Source organism: Sphingobium cupriresistens (genome assembly GCF_004152865.1).
Taxonomy (GTDB): domain Bacteria; phylum Pseudomonadota; class Alphaproteobacteria; order Sphingomonadales; family Sphingomonadaceae; genus Sphingobium; species Sphingobium cupriresistens.
Genome location: NZ_SEOO01000004.1, coordinates 1 through 16,978, shown reverse-complemented (window position 1 = coordinate 16,978; position 16,978 = coordinate 1). Strand labels below are relative to the sequence as shown.

Genomic DNA, 16,978 nt, shown 5'->3' with positions numbered 1-16,978 from the left:
AACGAGCGCAAGCGGGAACGACAGGGGGAGAGATCAGAATTTGAACTTCGCGCCGACGTAGAAGGACCGGCCGACCATGTCGTAGGTGCCCGCATCGGTGCCGTTCTGCGAACTGGCGACGAAGGGGATGGCCTTGTCGAACAGGTTGGTCACGCCGCCGCGCAGCTGGAAATTATCGTTGATATCGACGGTCGAGAAGATATCGAACAGATTATAGGGCTTTACCCCCACCTGTTCCGACGCGGGCGAGGTGATCGCGCTGATGTCGCGCAACTTGCCCTGATAGCGCCAGCGGACGCCGAAGCCGAACATGTCGGAGCTGTAGCCGAGCGTCGTCAGCGCCTTCCATTTGGGCAGCGGACGGCCTGGCGTGCTGGTGCCGACGAAATCCTGCGACGCCGAACCCGGCAGGGTCTGGACCTTATAATGGTTCAGCCAGCCGATGGCGGATGAGGCGTAGATCTTGCCCGATCCATCGCCGATGCCGGCTTCCGACAGACGCAGCGACCAGTTGACCTGCATATCGACGCCGTCGGTGTCGAGCGCACCCAGGTTGAGATAGGGCTGAGCGATGGCGACGAGCTGGCCGGTCGGGTCACGCTGAACCAGTTGGCAGAATTCGTTGCTGTTCGAATAGCTGCTGTTCGATCCGTCGAGATTATAGCATTTGGCGAGAACCGTCAGACCATTGATGGTGGAGATGACGTTGCGGATCTTGATGTTGTAATAGTCGACCGAGAAGGAGAAGCCCGACAGCCAGGGCGACGGGAATTTGGGATTATAGACAAAGCCGACGTTGAAGGTGTTCGCCTTTTCCGGGGTCAGGGCGCTGTTGCCCTGGATATTGCCGCCGGTCGCGGTGGTGGCGAATTGATAGGCGTCGATCGCCGCGGCGGGGATGCCCTGCGCCAGGCAGAGGTCGCGGACCTGCGCGCCATTGGCGCCGGTGCGCGCCGCCGAACGGACGTCGCAAGGATCGCCGACCGCGAGCGGCGGGGTGCCGATGGCGAGTTGCGAGCCGGTGACGGGCGAGAAGAGTTCGCCGATATTGGGCGCGCGGACGGCACGTTGGTAGCTGCCGCGGATCAGCAGCGACTGAACCGGCTGCCAGCGGGCGTCGAATTCATAGCTTTTGACGCTGCCGCTGGGCTTATAGTCCGAATAGCGGAAGGCCGCGCCGACGCCCAGTTCGTGGAAGAAGGGCGTTTCGGACAGCAAGGGTATGTCGATCTGCGCCGCAAATTCCTTGACGCTGATTTCGCCGCGCGCCGGATTGGAGCCGACGACGCCCTCAACATTGTTGGTCACCAGATCGGAACTGGGATCATATTTATAGGTGTTCTTGCGATAGCCGCCGAGCAGCGCCAACTGGACCGGGCCGGCCGGCAGGTCGAACAGCGGGCCGTTGACCTGACCCTGGACCTGGGTCTGGGTCAGCCGTTCGCGGCTGTTGATCGTGGCGGTCATATATTGCTGGCATTCGCGCGACAGGCTGGTCGCATTGGTGATGCCGAAGGGGTTGAAGCCGCCCGCGCACAGCGAAGCGCCGCCATCGGCAGCGTTGAGCAACGTCTGCACCCGCGATTTCAGCACCGCGTTGAACATCGACTGGTTGTGGACAGTCTCGTCATAGGAGGCGAAAGCGTCGAACTTCCACGACCCGGCCAGCGTGCCCTTCAGCCCGCCCAGATATTGCTGAACCCGGTAATTTTCGTCCCAGCCCTTGTCGCCGATGCCGACATAGCGGGCGCTCCAGCGGAAGGGTGCGGCCGGATTGGGGCGCGACGCCAGCAGGGTGGACAGGTCGGTCGGGATGAAGGGATTGGTGACCGGAATGGTGGTGAAGGGCGCGAACTGCGTCAGGCTGCCGCCGCTTTCGGTGGTGACGGTGGAGTCGACATAGAGGAACTGGCCATAGGCGGTCAGCGATTCCGTGAGGTCGAACTCCCCCTTGGCGAAGGCGGACTTGCGTTCGAAGGCGTTGAGGATCTGCAACTGCGGCCCGACGGGCATACGGACATTGCCGCCGACCACGGCATAGGCGCCGGTCGTCGGCCCCTTATAATTGACCGCGCCGGTCTGGACGAACAGCGAGCCGTCATTGTTGAAGCCGAGATTGAGCGTCGGGTTGATCGGCGTGGCCGCGCCATAGCCGGCGAACAGGCCGTTGAGCACGGCCGCATTCGGCAGGTTCAGCGCATTGGGGACGAAGGTGCCGGTGCCAATGAAGGACGATGGCACCTTGTCGTTGAAGAAGCTGCGCTGCGAACCGGAGAGCGGATCGCGCTGGCCATAGCTCAAGGCCAGCATCAGGCGGCCACGATCGTCGGCGAATTTGGTGCCCAGCGCGAGCGAGGCGTTGAATTTGCCATAGTCGCCGCGGAAGCTGTTGCCGTTCTGGATATCGCCGCGGATGCCGTCAAAATATTTGTCGGTCTTGAAATTGACGACGCCGGACATGGCGTCAGAGCCATAGATGGCCGACGCGCCGCCGGTGATGACGTCCACCGACCCGATGATCGATTCCGGCAGGATGTTGATGTCGACATTGCCGTTGATGTCCGACAGCGGCAGGCGGCGGCCGTCGAGCAGGATGAGGTTACGGTTGGAACCGAGTGCGCGCAGGTTGAGCGTAGCGCGGCCGCCCGATCCCTGGCCGCCGGTGCCGGCATTGCCCGATGGGGTGAAGCCGGGGAGCTGGTTGAGCGAATCTTCGAGCGTGATCTGGCCGCTTTGCTGCACCAGTTCATCCGAGACGGTGACGATCGGGCTGACCGCGACATTATTCGGGCGGGCGATCAGCGATCCGGTGACGACGATGTCGGCGGTGGCCGGCTCGGCTGCGGCGTCACTCGCCTGCTCGGCCGGTGCGGCCTGATCCTGCGCCCAGAGCGGCGACACGCAGGCGCACAGCGCCATGGCGGCCAGCGATCCGCCGAGGCGAAGCTGCTTATGGAAACCTGATGTCATGCTATCCTCCCTTTTTATTACTAACTAGTTCGTACATCAACGATGGCGATCCGAGGCTCTACTGGCCTTTTGGGTTATATGCTTGGCGGTCATCTGTTATGGCTGTCTGGCGCTCAGTCCATTTCCACCCGGCGCATATCCCCCACGATGAAGACATAAGCGGCGGCCCCGACCAGCGCGAGTATGCCGATGAAGGCGAGCGCGAAGTAGAAGGAGCCGGTCTGCCCCACGATCAGCCCGACCACGATCGGCGTGATGATGCCGGCCAGATTGGCGCAAAGATTGAAGACGCCGCCGGTCAGGCCGATATATTGACGCGGGGCTACGTCGGAAATCAGGGTCCAGCCCAGATTGACCATGCCCTGCCCGAAAAAGGCGATCGACATGATGGCGATGACCAGCGTGTTGCTCTGAACGAAATTGGCCGCGACGATGGTGGAGGCCAGCAGCAGACCCGCGACGATCGGCAGCTTGCGCCCGATATTGGCGGAGCCGGTGCGGCGGATCAGCATGTCGGACACCTGCCCGCCCAGCAGGACGCCGGCCGAGGCGGCGATATAGGGCAGGACGGCGAAGGTGCCGGATTTGAGCCAGTCCATGCCGCGCTCGGTCGCCAGATAGGTCGGGAACCAGGTCAGGAAAAAGACCAGAGTGGAGTTGCCGCAAAACTGGCCGATCGACGCGCCCAATATCTGGCGCTTGCCCATCAGTTTGCGGACATTCGCCCAGGAGAAGGGGATTTTTTCGTCCTTGCCGGCGATGGCCACGCCCCCGCCCGCCTCGATATAGGCGAGTTCGGCGGCGTTGACGCGGCGGCTCTCGCCCGGATCGCGATAACGGGCATACATGAGCAGGCCAAAGGCCATGCCGAGCACGCCGGCGATGACGAAGAGCGCGCGCCAGCCCAAGCTGCCCACCACCCAGAAGAGGACGGGGCTGAAAAAGGCGAGCCCTGCATATTGCCCCACGGCATAGACGGAATTGGCCCGCGCCCGTTCATCCTGCGGGAACCAACTGCTGAGAATGCGGCTGTTGCACGGGTAGCAAGGCGCCTCCGCCATGCCCAGCGCAAGACGGAAGCCGAACAACATCGCCACATTACCGGCCAGGCCGTGGAGCAAAGTGAAGAAGGACCAGAGGATCAGCGATCCGGCATAGGTGATGCGCGTGCCCAGGCGATCGAGCAGCAGCCCGCCGGGGATTTGCGACGCGGCATAGGTCCAGGAGAAGGCCGAGAAAATGAAGCCCATCATTTCCGGCGAGATATGGAGTTCCGCGGTCAGCGAGGGGGCGGCGACGCCCATGACGGCGCGGTCCATATAATTGAGCAGGGTGGCGACGCTGATGAGCGCCAGCACGCCGATGCGCGCGCGGGTGGGACGGAGCAGCCCGGACGGCGCGATGGGCGCGTTCATGCCGCGGTCCGCCGCAAACGGGGCGTGCGTGTCGCAGGGCGACCCATGCCCGAAAGGTCTGGGCGGGGGGCGTTCGGACGATAGATGCTGCACTGGGCCGTCAATGGCCGATCCTCCCATCAGTCGAGATATGTTTCCCGATCTTGCAGATTCGCTTCTATGCCAGATCGTCTATTTCGGCAAGAAAAATGTACGAACTAGTTCATACAAATTTACGGTAGCATGTGGGGTAGCGGCCGGACCCCGATCCGGTCCGCCTGATAGGAGCCGAGCCACAGATCGTCATCCACGATCACCGCCGCCGATACGCCGTTGAAGACCGGGTCGGGCGGACCATAGGCGACCAGAGAAAAGCGGCGGGTTTCCGGGTCGAGCTGCGCCACGGCATAGCCGCGATGGCACAACATGCCATCGGCGACGCCATTGACGATTTTACGCAGGCCGCCGCAGGCCGGTTCGTCGCGCACCATGCCGGCGAGCAACAGGCGATCGCCATCCCAATGGATATTGTCGGGCATGAATTCGGGCGCCTGCGCGCGCCAGAGCGGCTGGCGCGTGTCATGGCGCGCATAGGCGACCACATCGCGCAGGCCGAAGGCGATGACGTAGAAGCCGCTATCGTCACGCGCCGTTTCCAGCCCGTTATTGCCGGGCAGCTGCGTGCCGGGCAGCAGGCGGAAGGCGCTGTCCTGCGGGCCGCGTTCGTAGACGCCGCCGGTGATGCGGCCGAGCACGAAATCGGTGATACTGGCGCCGGGGCGCGTCAGCACCGTGGCGATGACCGTGCCGTCGGCATAGGAGGCGACGGCATTGGCGACATGGCCCGGCGGCATGGCGAGGCAACCCTGCCAGCGCAGGGTCGGCGCAGCCAGCCCGCGCGCGTCGATCGCGAAAAGCTCGATCGCTTCGCGGCCGCCATGATTGACGACCAGCAGCCGCCCCTGCCCCGCTTCAGTCATGCGCAGACTGAGGCCGCGGGCGGTGAACAGCGCCGGATCGGGCGGCGTGGCGCAATCGGGATAGCGGGGGTCGGGCGTGACCTGATCGGCAGAGGCGGTGAACCAGAGGCTGGCGCGGCGGGTGCGGCTGTCGATCAGTTTCAGCCCCGATCCGGTCGCAAAGCCGCTGGCGATCACCCAGGGGGTTGCCGGGATATGGGCAAGGTCTTCGGGCTTGTTTGCGCCGCAGACGAAGGCGAACTGCGCGGTTGGGGCGCAGGCGGTGGCGGATGATGGCGCGGGCGATGTCTTCGCGCAGCCCGCCAGCGCCAGCAGCGCCGCGCCGGCGAGGATCGAACCCCGCCTCATGTGACGCGATAGACGCGGATGCGCACCGACGGCTTGGGCGCGTCTTCGGGCGGCGGGCCGAGCGTGCCGATGAAGATCGCCTGATTGAGCCAGTCGTGCGGGCCGGTGGGCGCTTCGAAACTGGGGACGGTGCGCAGATAACAGCTGGGGGCGCCGGAAACGCGGCTGTTGGTCAGGCCGACATTGCGGACATGGATCGGCGTGCCGTCATCCGTGCGCATCATGTAATCGGCTTCTATGACCATCCAGTTGTCGGCGCGCTGCAATTGCCAGTCCGCGCCGCCCGCCAGCACGGCGCCGCGGATGCGCGGACCGGCGAAGCTGCCGCCGGTGATGGGGATGCGCCTGCGGGTGCCGAGCGGAGTCGGGCCGAACTCCTGCGTGGGTTCCAGCGTGACGATGGCTTCATAGACGAAATCCAGGCCCGGCGCGTCGGTCGCCGCCCATGCCCTCGCCGGCAGAGCGGATGCGGCGATCACCCCGCCTAGGCCGGTGAGCACATGCCGTCGGTCGATCATCGCCATCAGTCCCTGATCCGCGGACGATCGGCCGGCGGCGGGGCGTCGCCGAACAACGGCCAGTCGGCGAAATGCGGCCAGGGGATGACGGCGCGCGTGTCGCCCAGTTCCAGCGCCTTGGGCCTGGCGCGCGTGAAGGCGGGCCAGTTGGGGCCGGGGTCGCCCGTGCGGGCGAAGGTGATCAGGCGATCCATCATCTCGGTGGACAGGCTCTGGTCCACCGCGGTCCAGTCGCGGGTGATGCGAAAGCGGTTGAGGCTGTCCAGCGTGCCCAGCCAATAGGGAATGTCGGCCGAATGATAGGCGCCCACGGTCGCAGGATCATGGTCGGCGAAGGGAACGCCGGGGCGATAGGGTTGGACGCGCGTGAAGACATAGGCGTGGACCGGGGCCTTGCCGGTGGCCGACTGCGCCAGCGCCCATTGCGCCATTTGCGCGTTGAGGGTGGAGTCGCGTTCGATGTCGCGGGCCTGCCTTCGCGCTTCGTCCGGCGTGCGCGCGGGATAGCGTTGCAGGATCGTCGCGGCGTTGGCGGGGAAGGCGCGGCGGACGGCGGATTCATAGTCTGCTACGGTGGCGACCGGCCCCAGCGAGCGGAAGCTTTCGTCGCGGGTGAAGCCAAGCAGCAGCGGCACGTCATTCTGACGCCCGGCGGCGAAGGCGCTGGCGGGGGTTTCCGCCACCACATCACCGTCGATCACGATCGGACGGCGGCGCACCGGCGCGGCGCGGGCGATCAACTGGTCGGCGGGCAGGTCGCGCATCTGTTCGATCGACTGCGCGCCCAGCGCCTGTTGCAGCGCCAGGCCTTCGGCTTCGGCGTCCTTGAGCGGGACGGGCGTGCCGATGCCACCAAATGCGCCGCCACTCATGCCGACGGCGCGCTGGAACAGGCCTTTGGTCGCCGGGCTGGCCTGCAACAACGAGACCGACATCGATCCGGCGGACTGGCCCGCGATCGTCACATTGCCCGGATCGCCGCCGAAACCGGCGATATTGGCCTTGATCCACTGGAGCGCGGCGACCTGATCCTTCAGGCCGTAATTGCCCGACTTGCCGCCATTTTCGGCGCTGAGTTCCGGGTGTGCGAGAAAGCCCAATGGCCCGACGCGATAGGCAATGGCGACATAGACCACGCCCTCGGCGGCGAGCGCATCGCCCGCATAATTGGCCATGGAGGCCGAACCGATGTTGAAACCGCCGCCATAGATCCAGGCGACGACCGGATAGCCGCCAGCGGGCGCGGGACCGGGCGGCGCCCAGATGTTGAGGTAGAGGCAATCCTCGCTGGTCGCTTCCTCCCCGAAATAATGGTTGATGTTGCGGGCGCGCAGCGGCTGGATGCATTCCGGCGCGAAGCGATCGGCGTTCCAGACGCCGCTCCAGCGGGCATGGGGTTGCGGCGCACGCCAGCGCAGGTCGCGCACCGGCGGCGCGGCGAACGGCACGCCAAGCCAGGCGCGCACGCCCGACGCCAACGTCTTGCCCGCGACCAGACCGTCGGTCGTGCGGACGGGATCGCCGGCGGGCCGATCGACGATCTGGGCCGAAGCGGGCGCGGAAAGCAGGAGCCCCAGGGCCAGCAGCAAGCGGCGCATTATTTCCTGCCCTTCAGTTGCGTGTCGAAGAAGCGGAAGGTGAGGTCGAGCGCGCGCAGCGAGGCGGCGCGGGTCGCCGCCGCATCCGCGCCGATCCAGCTATGGCCGACGCCGGGGATGATCTCCAGCGTGACGGGGACATGGGCCGCCTTGAGCGTGGCGGCGAGCTGCTGCGACTGGACGACGGGCACGACCTTGTCGTCGGTGCCGTGGATCAGCAGCATTGGCGGGTCTTTGGCGTCGACATGGGCCGCGGGACTGGCGGCCTTGACGCGATCGGCCGGGCAATCGGGCTTCACGCAGTCGAGATAGGCGTTTTCCGCGCCGGCGATCGCCTGCGGCATAGTGGCGAAATCATAGACGCCGTACCAGCCTGCCCCGGCTTGCACGCAGTCGCTCTGGCCGGGGTTGCTCTTGTCCTCGCCGGTCGGCGCGCCGCCGCACTGGAGCGCAGCAAGCGCCGCGAGCTGGCCGCCGGCCGATCCGCCCCAGACGGCCACCTTGCCCCCATCCAGCCCGAAGCGCGCGGCATTGGCGCGCAGAAAGCGAATGGCGGTGCGGACATCGTCGATCGCGGCGGGGAACGGCGCTTCCTTCGACAGGCGATATTCGAGCGAGGCGACGACATAGCCGCGCGCCGACAGGTCGGCCAGGACTGCGGGGAAATCGCTGAACGCGCCGGACTGGCGCGTATGGCCGTTCGCCCAGCCGCCGCCATGGATGTAGAGGATGAGCGGCAGCGGACCGGCCTGAGCCGCGGGGCGGTACAAATCCAGAATGATCGGGCGGTAGCCGGGAATGACGGAATAGGCGATGTCCGCGTTGACGGTGACGCCATTGGCCAGGGTCAGGATGCGGTCGGGCATCGGATCGCCCAGCGCCGGTTCGGGCGCGGTAGCGGGAGATGGCGACTGTGCGTGAACCTGCCCGTGCGCCGCCAGCAGCGCCAGACCCGATGCCAAGCCCAATGACAGCGCGATACGCCTTTGCATGATCCTCTCCATTCCGATTCTTGTGCTAACTATTTCGTACATCAATATCATCGGCTGGTGCGAAGGCAAGCCTGATGATAATGCACGATGAAGCCAGGCTGTTCTCTTCGAAGGAGCGCCAGGACCGGACATCGCCTGCTGATCAGACAGGACGCCGAACTGCGCAACGGCGCTGCTGCGGCTCAGCATCCGTCTCTTCTCGCGGGCCAATGGACATGCAGGCGCGAGGGATGCTGAGGCATAGGCCAGCGCCACGAACCATGTTCAGCATGATGATGCTAGATGAAGATCAGACGCCGAGGTTCAGGCCCGGCACCAGCTTTCGACGATGTCGATGACATTGGTGCGCCGGCGCGCCAGCACTTTGGGCGCGGTGACGTCGCGTTCGAAACCGTAGGAGACGGTATAGCGGTTCGAGACATTGTAGAAGCAGAGCGCGCTGATCGTCATATGCAATTCCAGCGGGTCGATGCCTTCGCGGAAATGGCCGCTTTCCACGCCACGCGCCAAGATGGCGCGCAGTTGCTCCACCACTTTGCGATTGCGTTCGCGGATGCCGGGAATTTCGCCGATATGCGCGCCACGCAGGATATTCTCGTTCATCACCAGCCGGACGAATTCGGGATGCTGGTGATGATAATCGAAGGTGGCGCCGACCACGTCGCGCAGAGCGGCGTCGGGCGCCAGGTCGCTGCGCGTATTGTCCGCGTCAATCTCTCGCACCGCAGTATAGGCGCGTTCCAGCACGGCGCGATACAGGCCTTCCTTGCTGCCAAAATAATAATAGATCATCCGCTTGGATGCGTCGGTCCGATCGGCGATCTCGTCGATGCGCGCGCCGCTCAGCCCCTTGTCGGCGAACTCCAGCGTGGCGACATCCAATATGTTGAGCCGCGTCTCTTCCGCTTCGCCAGCCCGTCCGGTCGCCTTGCCCTGCATATTCATCGGCGATTTGGCCACGCATCCATCCTTTTCTGCCTGCGACAGGCATAGCTTGGCAGCGGCGCGTCCGACAAGAGAGGATGAAGGAACTGGATAGTTATGCGATGGACGCCAGCGCCTCCCGCAATCCCGCGGCCGGTTGTGGGCCGGAGCGTTCCAGGGCGTCGAGCGTCGCGATCGCCATGGCGCGATAGGCGGGGAGCAGGTGCGGGCTTGTCGTGGAGAGCGCAGCCAAATGGTCGGCGATGGTGTCTCCATCGCCCCGCAGCAGCGGTCCCGACAGGGCCGCCATGCCCCGGTCGAGGCTGTTGTCGAGCGCGGCGCGGACGAGTGGGCGCAGCAGTGCGCCCGGTTCGGCGACGCCGGCGGCCGCCAACGCATCGCGCGCGCCGGCGATCAATGTCACCAGATGATTGGCGGCGTGGCAAAGGGCGGCGTGATAGAGCGCGCGCTGCGCCTCCGCCACCTGCTCCATGCCGCCACCGAGCAGGGCGACAAGCGCTTGCGCGGCCGCGATCGCCGCTTGTGTGTCGGCGGTGACGACGAAGCGGGCCCCGACCATGCGGGCGACCTCCTGCAAGGGATCGCCGGTGAAGGTCATGGCCGGATGCACGGCCGCGGTCAGGGCCCCGTGCTGCGCCAATGGGGCGAGGACCGCCGCGCCGCTGCGGCCGCTGAGATGGAGGATGAAGGGCGTGGCGCTTGCGGGCAGTTGCTGCGCCAGTGCGGCGACCAGATCGGGGATGGCGTCGTCCGACACGGCGATCAGGATCAGGTCGCAGGTGGAGGCGATCGCCGTCAGGTCATGCGCTGCCTGGGCGTGGCCGATCCTAGCGACCATGGCGTCGCGCCGGGCCGGGTCGCGGCCCCACACCAGCAGCGGATCGGCCGCCTGGGCGTGCAGGGCGAGGGCCATGGCCTGAGCGACGCGGCCCGTGCCGATGATGCCGATCCGGCGATAGGGTGGGTCGTTGCGCATGGCGGATGCCTAGACCATTCCGCCGTCGACCGGAACAGCCGACGGCTGGCAGAATGCGACAGCAAGATCGGGCCGCGCGCGCCAGCCTCACAGCGCATGTCCGCCCGCCGCGCTGATTCGGCGAGCTTGCCGCTGACCGGCAACCGACCAGGGCTGGTCTTGCGAAAAGGTTCGAAACTGGCGCGGTCCGCGTCGAAGGCCATGTCCCAAGGTATATTGTCGCCGCGAACGATCGGCGGGGTGCTGTTCGACCAGAGCAAGGCGCCGAAACGGAAATCCCATGCGCGGCACTCAATGATCGGCCAAATAATCGGTGTCGGCTTGATATTCCGCCTCCCCAGCCTGCCCCGGCATGTCGCAATAATGATAGATGGCCGATGAGATGCGATGGCGGGAAATGCCGCCGCTGCTGTTCATCGTCTGGTTCTTCCAGCCCCTGGCGTCCTTGATGTTGGCGCCGAGCATGAATTTTCGCCCGTAAGCTGGCGGTCGAATGAGGGCCGCGCCAAGTCCGGGTCAACGCCGTCTCCCCGGCTTCATCCGCACCGCATTGTCGGCGCCGCTGATCGCGGACGCGGCGCTGTTCCTCGCCGCGCCCGCCGGCGCCTTTGTCACCGACCACAATCTGGTGGTGGACGGCGGCACGCTGATGTCCGACGGCAGTTGAGCGGCGCGACCACGCCCGTCGCAATCCCCATGACGGCGCGCCTTTCGCTTCAGGTCGATGCGGCGCGGGTTCCCAGGCCGGGCGTGGGACGTGGCGTCAGGATGATGAGGGCCGCCAGCGCGCCCAGCAGACCGGGCATGGCGTAAGCGAGGCGGACCGCCTGTTCCGCGCCTTGCGACAACAGGGTCGCCTTTGCGTCGAAACGGGCGAGCGACATCAGCCAGATCGCGCCGCCCGCCCCCAATCCCATGGCCAGTTTCAGGACGATGCTGGACAGGCCGTAATAGAGGCCAGACCGATTCGCGCCCTGCACGATGTCGCGATCCGCCGCATCGGCGACCATGGCGCGCAACAGGGCGTAATCGACGCCCCAGATCAGGTTGCGGGCGATCATATAGCCGATCATGGTCGGCAGATTGCCGACAGGCAGCAGGAGCGCGAACGGGGTGACGATCAGCTGCCAGCCATAAGCGAGGATGAGCACCCGCTCGCGCCCATGCCGTCGGCTCATCCTGCTCCATAGTGGCAGCGTGACCAGCGCCAGCGCGGGCTGGATCAGTAACAGCGTCGCGCCCCAACCGTGCAATTGCAGCACATTGTCGCTCAGAAACAGGAAGCAGGTGGCGCTGGCGGCATCGGCCAGGCCGAGCAAAAGATAGAGCGCCAACGGCTTGCGCAGCAGCGGATTGGCGAAGACGGCGCGGACGGACCCTGTGATCGGTTGATGGCCGTGCTGGGGTTGCGGGCAGGGTTGCGGCCGTTCCTTGAAGAAACGGATGACAGGAAAAACCGTCAGCGGCGCGAGCAGCGCAATCATCATGCCGAGCGTCGCTGCGACACCCGCCTTGCCGACGCCCAGCCCCCGCTCCAGTCCGGCGATCACCAGCAGCAGCGCGATGGCGCCAGCAGAGGCGTACCAGATTTTCGCGCTCATCAGCCGCGTGCGCTCGTCGGCGTCCCGTCCAATCTCCAGCCCCCAGCCGCCATGGGGCGTAACCATCAGCGAATAGCCAAGATGCAGCAGGACGCTGGCCAGCATGATGGTCATGAGGGTCGTACCCGCACCGGACAGGAACAGGCCGAGCGCGCCGATGGCGACGAGCGGCACACCCAGCATGATCCAGGGTTTCCGCCGTCCATAGCGCGTATCGACATGGTCGCTCATCCACCCCATGATCGGGTCGGCGATCGCGTCCATGCCGCGCATGGCCACCATCAAAAGCCCGGTCACGCCCAGTGAAAGCCCCACGGTCGCGATCAGATGTTGCGGCAGATAGGCGCGCCAGGCCAGTTCGATGGCCTGGAACAGCACCACCGGCAGCGAGAAAAGGGCGATGCGTCCGGCGCCCATTCGATCGGATTGGTCCATGGCAGCTGCCGTCCTGAAGAGGTGGCATTGCCGCTAGTGCGCGTTGATGACGTTATGGTGACACGGCGCGGCGCGCGATCAGCGCCAGCAGCTGTTCCAGTTCCTGATGCACGCGATCGGGGGATTGATATCCCGGCGCGGCGAGCTGCGCCCGAATCTGGCCTGCCAGAAATCCTGAGAAGAGCGCCGCTTCCAGTTCGCCGATCGGGTGATCCGGCCCCAGAAAAGCCTGGAGATAGCGGCCCGACGTGCGGCCGCGCAGATAGCGGAGTTGCGCGGCGAAATGGCGATAGGACGGATCGCGCGCCACGACGATCGTCAGTTCCTCAGGCCCGGCGCTGGCGGCGCTGCGCTGGAGCAGCTGGACAAGATCGCCCAGTGACCAATGATCGTCGACGACTGGCGCGACGGCCGATCCGGTTGCAGGCACATTGCCCAGATAGAGCGAATCGAACGCCGCCCGCATCAGGTCGGCGCTGGTGCGGAATTTATGCGATACGACGCCCAGGGTCAGACCCGCTTCGGCTGCGACGGCGCGATGGGTCATGCTGCCGGCCCCTTTGCGCGACACGATCGCGGCCGCGGCCGCGGCGATCCGGCCGGCGGTTTCGTCCCGTTCCGGCAAGGCGGGGAATTCGCGCTGCGCCTGCGCCCGCGCGAAATCGCGGAACGGCGCATCGGGGATCGCCCGCCCGCACAGCCAGGCCGTCCAGCCGCGGGCGAACTCGTCCAGCCCGGCGCGGTCCACCATCCGGCGCCAGTTGATCATATGGAGAAAGCTTTCGCTGTCGAACAGCCGCGCCGTCAGGGCGCCGCTGTCCTCCAGTTCGAAATGCGCGCCGATTTCGCGCCACATATCGACCCACATATGGGTCCAGCGCATGGCGCCCTCCTGAAAACCGGGATCGCGCACCGCCAGTTGCTGTCCTTCACGCCAGGCAAAGGCCAGCCGTCGCTGCGCGCAGGCCCAATCGTCGACCAGCGCCGCAAAAACCGGGGCGAAGGCCATCGCGTCCAGCCGCGCGCCCTGCAAACCGTGCAAATGGCGATCGCGCCAGGCGGCGGCGGACAGGCGGGCATGATCCTGCGCGATGACGAACAACTGTTCCAGAGAGCCGAAGTGGTGGTAGAGCGACGACACCGGCACATCCGCCGCGCGGGCGATGGTGCGCACCGAAAGGCCGGTCCCTCCCACATCCTCCCACAGTCCCAGAACTGCGTCTATAATTCGATCTTTCGAGGAATATTGCGCCTCCATGGAGGGCGCCAACCGGTCGTGCATCAGGATCTCCCTGGCGCAGCATAGCAAGACCCCGACCAAGAGAGGAGGTAAAAAATATCCGATACAGATGTAACATGAAAGACATACAGCCGTTCTAATTGGCCGCCGACTTATGAGGGGACAGCATATGAAAAAGTCGGTTGGAAAACTATTTTACGCCTCGGCATTGGCCGGAAGCGCGCTGTCCGCAGCGCTGGTTCCCGGCATGGCCTTGGCCGATACATCCGCTATAGCGGCGGCCCCGGCGGCCGACGCCATGGGGGACGCAGGATTGGCCGCGATCGTGGTCACGGCGGAAAAGCGGCAGACCGATCTGCAGGACACGCCGATCGCCATTGCGGTGATGAACGCCGACGATCTGCGCAACCGCCACATCCTGTCGCTGGAGGATCTGGGCGACGGGTCGATCCCCTCGCTCCGCATCGCTCCCTTCTTTTCGCGCAAGTCGGCGTTGACGCTGGGCATACGCGGCGTCGGCGCGCTGGGCGACGCCAATCAACCGGCGCGCGACCAGGGCGTGGGCGTCTATGTCGACGGCGTCTATATGGGCCGCGCCCAGGGCCTTGGCGCCGCGCTGTTCGACGTCGAGCAGATCGAAGTGCTGAAGGGACCGCAAGGCACGTTGTTCGGCCGCAATACCGAAGGCGGCGCCGTCAGCATCGTCACTCGCAAGCCGAGCGGCGCGTTCCATATGAACGCCACCGCCGGCGTCAGCAATTATGGCGGCTATGAAGGCGTCGTCCATCTCGATCTGCCCAGTTTCCACAATATCAGCGTCAAACTGGACGGACTGGTGCAGCGCCGCGGCGGGACGGTGGACAATCCCATGTCGGGCGAGGCCGATTTCAACAGCTATGACCGGCGCGGCCTGCATGTCGCGGTCAAATGGGAGCCGACGTCCACCTTCACGGCGCTCTACAGTTTCGACACAAGCTATGACGCGACCACGCCCTATTATCTGCAATTGCTGTCCAAAGGATCGCTGGCGCTGGCGCCGATCCTAAAATTGCAGCCCGATCGCGCCAAGACCGCCAATGTCGGCGTGCCGTTGCAGGAAAGCGTCGGCAAGACCTGGGGCCATCAGCTCAACCTGGACTGGGAGGTCGCCGACAATCTGACGCTGCGATCGATCAGTTCCTATCGCGACCTGACGCAGAGCCAATATGACAATGGCGCCACCGTGCTGTCGGTCTTCTCGCCCAACGCCAATTTCAGCCGCTACAGCCTGGCCAATTTCGATCAATATCAATATAGCCAGGAGTTCCAGGCGATCGGCGAATTGGCCGACATCACTTATGTCGCTGGCCTATTCTATTATCATGAACATGTCAGCGACGACGCCTGGTCGCCCAATACGCTGAAGTTCAATGCCGACGGCACAGCCTACACCGTGCTGCCGTCGCCGACCGCCTCGACCATCTTCCCCGATCGCGCCAGCACCGCGACCACCGACAATCTGTCCGCTTTCGGACAGTTCACCTGGTCCCCGGCCGCGCTGGACAATCGTTTCCACCTGACGATGGGCGGTAACCGTCCGATTGTTACCGCGGCTTATGGGCCTTGAAGCGCGCGGCGAGCTCGGGATCGTTGATAAAGTCATCGAGGAATTGGTGCCAGGCCTTGGTCGTGAGACGTGCTTGGCTAAGCATGTCCGTCAGTTCTTCCACGCCGTGATCCGTCAGCGCGGTGATGGACTCGTCCAGACCGGTGTGGACGCTGACGATGGCGCCGTAGGTGAGGTTGTCGTCGTTTGAAACGATGGCTTCCAGCAACTCCACGTTCTCGTCGAGTATCTTGGCGACATAGTCGAGGGTGAGCAAGGAAGTGACGGCGGCCATCAGGCGGCCAGTGCTAGCGGGATGGTGAGCGGCACCCAGTTCCAGGGTAACAGCTCGTCGATCCTGTTGATCTTGTGATCGTGGATGCGATTGAGCAAGTCGGTGATGTATGCTTGTGGATCGAGACCGTTCATTTTGGCGCTTTCGATCAGCGTCATGGCGCGGGCGAGGGTTTCGGCGCCTGTTTCGGAGCCGGCGAATAACCAGTTCTTCTTGCCCAGGCATATGGGCCTGACGGCCCGCTCGGCAGCGTTGTTATCGATGGCGACGCGTCCATCGTCGATAAAGAGGCTGAAGGCGTGCCAGCGCCCCAGGGCGTAGCGAAAGGCCTTCGCTAGGTCTCCCTTGGTCGAGATACGGGTGAGTTGCTTCTCGGCCCAGCTATGCAGAGCGTCGAGCTTGGGTCGGCTCAGCTCCTGGCGTACTGCCCGGCGGATATCGGCAGGCTGGCCCGCGATCTTGCGCTCGATGTCGTAGAGTTGTCCGATACGCTCGAGCGCCTCGTGCGCGATCTCAGATTTTTGCGATGTCCAGATGTCATGAAAATCGCGTCGCCAATGCGCAAAGCAGGCCGCTTCCCGGAAGCGAGGCTCACCATCCGCGACGGGTTCGTAGAGCTTTGCATAGCCTTTGTAGGCATCGGCTTGTAGGATACCGCTTGCGCTGCCCAAGTGAGCCAGCACGTGCTCGGCTTTCCAGTTGGGCGCATAGCGGTAGACGACCCCAGGCGGCGCGGTGCCGGCCCAAGGCCGCTGATCACAGACATAGCCCCAGATCCGGCCTTGCATCACACCCTTGCCGATACCCTTGGCGCGTCGTTCCGGAGCCAGCACGCGGATCGGTGTGTCGTCGGCGTGCAGGATGTCGCTGCCCAGGACCGAGGCCTCGATCCGGTCGATCACCGGCTGCAGTATCCGCATCGAGCGACCACACCAATCGGCCAGCGTGCTGCGTGGGATGTCGGCACCCATGCGCGCGATGATCTCGTTCTGCCTGTACAGCGGCAAATGGTCGTCAAACTTCGAGATCAGCACGTAAGCCAGGAGACTTCCTCCAGCCATGCTGCCGGGGATCGGTCGGCTCGGGGCTGGCACCTGGACC

General features: G+C 65.0%; 15 protein-coding genes. 2 read left to right on the top strand and 13 right to left on the bottom strand.

Annotated elements, in window-relative coordinates; genetic code table 11:
- Positions 1 to 33 precede the first annotated feature (33 nt).
- The 9 genes from EWH12_RS03610 to EWH12_RS22145 form a co-directional block, all read right to left on the bottom strand.
- The gene (locus EWH12_RS03610) at positions 34 to 2,970 is read right to left on the bottom strand and encodes a TonB-dependent receptor domain-containing protein (protein ID WP_129925744.1); all 2,937 of its coding nucleotides are present in this window, start codon (positions 2,968 to 2,970) and stop codon (positions 34 to 36) included.
- A gap of 113 nt (positions 2,971 to 3,083) precedes the next feature.
- The gene (locus tag EWH12_RS03605) at positions 3,084 to 4,385 is read right to left on the bottom strand and encodes an MFS transporter (RefSeq protein WP_129925743.1); all 1,302 of its coding nucleotides are present in this window, start codon (positions 4,383 to 4,385) and stop codon (positions 3,084 to 3,086) included.
- A gap of 212 nt (positions 4,386 to 4,597) precedes the next feature.
- Positions 4,598 to 5,692, bottom strand: a complete 1,095-nt coding sequence (locus EWH12_RS03600; RefSeq protein WP_129925742.1) for a hypothetical protein — start codon at positions 5,690 to 5,692, stop codon at positions 4,598 to 4,600.
- Positions 5,689 to 6,216, bottom strand: coding sequence for a DUF3237 domain-containing protein (locus EWH12_RS03595; RefSeq protein WP_242495943.1), 528 nt, complete (start codon positions 6,214 to 6,216; stop codon positions 5,689 to 5,691). Before EWH12_RS03595 ends, EWH12_RS03600 begins: the two co-directional genes overlap by 4 nt.
- Entirely contained in the window at positions 6,216 to 7,808 is a 1,593-nt protein-coding gene (locus EWH12_RS03590) for a carboxylesterase/lipase family protein (protein WP_129925741.1), read from the bottom strand. The genes EWH12_RS03595 and EWH12_RS03590 overlap by 1 nt, the downstream gene beginning before the upstream one ends.
- The gene (locus tag EWH12_RS03585; RefSeq protein ID WP_129925740.1) at positions 7,808 to 8,800 is read right to left on the bottom strand and encodes an alpha/beta hydrolase; all 993 of its coding nucleotides are present in this window, start codon (positions 8,798 to 8,800) and stop codon (positions 7,808 to 7,810) included. Before EWH12_RS03585 ends, EWH12_RS03590 begins: the two co-directional genes overlap by 1 nt.
- Positions 8,801 to 9,103: 303 nt before the next feature.
- A complete protein-coding gene (locus EWH12_RS03580) occupies positions 9,104 to 9,760 on the bottom strand; it encodes a TetR/AcrR family transcriptional regulator (RefSeq protein ID WP_242495942.1) in 657 nt (218 codons plus the stop codon).
- A gap of 79 nt (positions 9,761 to 9,839) precedes the next feature.
- Entirely contained in the window at positions 9,840 to 10,721 is an 882-nt protein-coding gene (locus tag EWH12_RS03575; protein WP_129925739.1) for a Rossmann-like and DUF2520 domain-containing protein, read from the bottom strand.
- A gap of 291 nt (positions 10,722 to 11,012) precedes the next feature.
- The gene (locus tag EWH12_RS22145; protein WP_165363562.1) at positions 11,013 to 11,186 is read right to left on the bottom strand and encodes a hypothetical protein; all 174 of its coding nucleotides are present in this window, start codon (positions 11,184 to 11,186) and stop codon (positions 11,013 to 11,015) included.
- 28 nt (positions 11,187 to 11,214) lie between these two features.
- Here EWH12_RS22145 and EWH12_RS03570 point away from each other — a divergent pair, with 28 nt between their 5' ends.
- A complete protein-coding gene (locus EWH12_RS03570; protein ID WP_242495941.1) occupies positions 11,215 to 11,388 on the top strand; it encodes a hypothetical protein in 174 nt (57 codons plus the stop codon).
- 49 nt (positions 11,389 to 11,437) lie between these two features.
- Here the strand turns inward: EWH12_RS03570 and EWH12_RS03565 are convergent, their stop codons facing one another.
- Entirely contained in the window at positions 11,438 to 12,757 is a 1,320-nt protein-coding gene (locus EWH12_RS03565; protein ID WP_129925738.1) for an MFS transporter, read from the bottom strand.
- Positions 12,758 to 12,809: 52 nt separating this feature from the next.
- Positions 12,810 to 14,039 carry a TetR/AcrR family transcriptional regulator gene (locus tag EWH12_RS03560; RefSeq protein WP_129925737.1) on the bottom strand — a complete coding sequence of 410 codons (1,230 nt, stop codon included), beginning with the start codon at positions 14,037 to 14,039 and terminating at the stop codon, positions 12,810 to 12,812.
- Positions 14,040 to 14,166: 127 nt separating this feature from the next.
- Between EWH12_RS03560 and EWH12_RS03555 the strand changes: the two genes are divergently transcribed.
- A complete protein-coding gene (locus tag EWH12_RS03555) occupies positions 14,167 to 15,603 on the top strand; it encodes a TonB-dependent receptor (protein ID WP_242495940.1) in 1,437 nt (478 codons plus the stop codon).
- On the opposite strand, the gene EWH12_RS03550 is transcribed toward EWH12_RS03555, so the two are convergent.
- Both EWH12_RS03550 and tnpC read right to left on the bottom strand, forming a co-directional pair.
- Complete coding sequence (locus EWH12_RS03550; RefSeq protein WP_129925735.1) at positions 15,581 to 15,877, bottom strand: hypothetical protein; 297 nt, start codon at positions 15,875 to 15,877, stop codon at positions 15,581 to 15,583. The genes EWH12_RS03555 and EWH12_RS03550 overlap by 23 nt on opposite strands.
- Positions 15,877 to 16,978: IS66 family transposase (gene tnpC, locus EWH12_RS03545; RefSeq protein ID WP_129925734.1), on the bottom strand; the 1,102-nt coding region annotated here is incomplete at its 5' end. The genes EWH12_RS03550 and tnpC, both read right to left, overlap by 1 nt.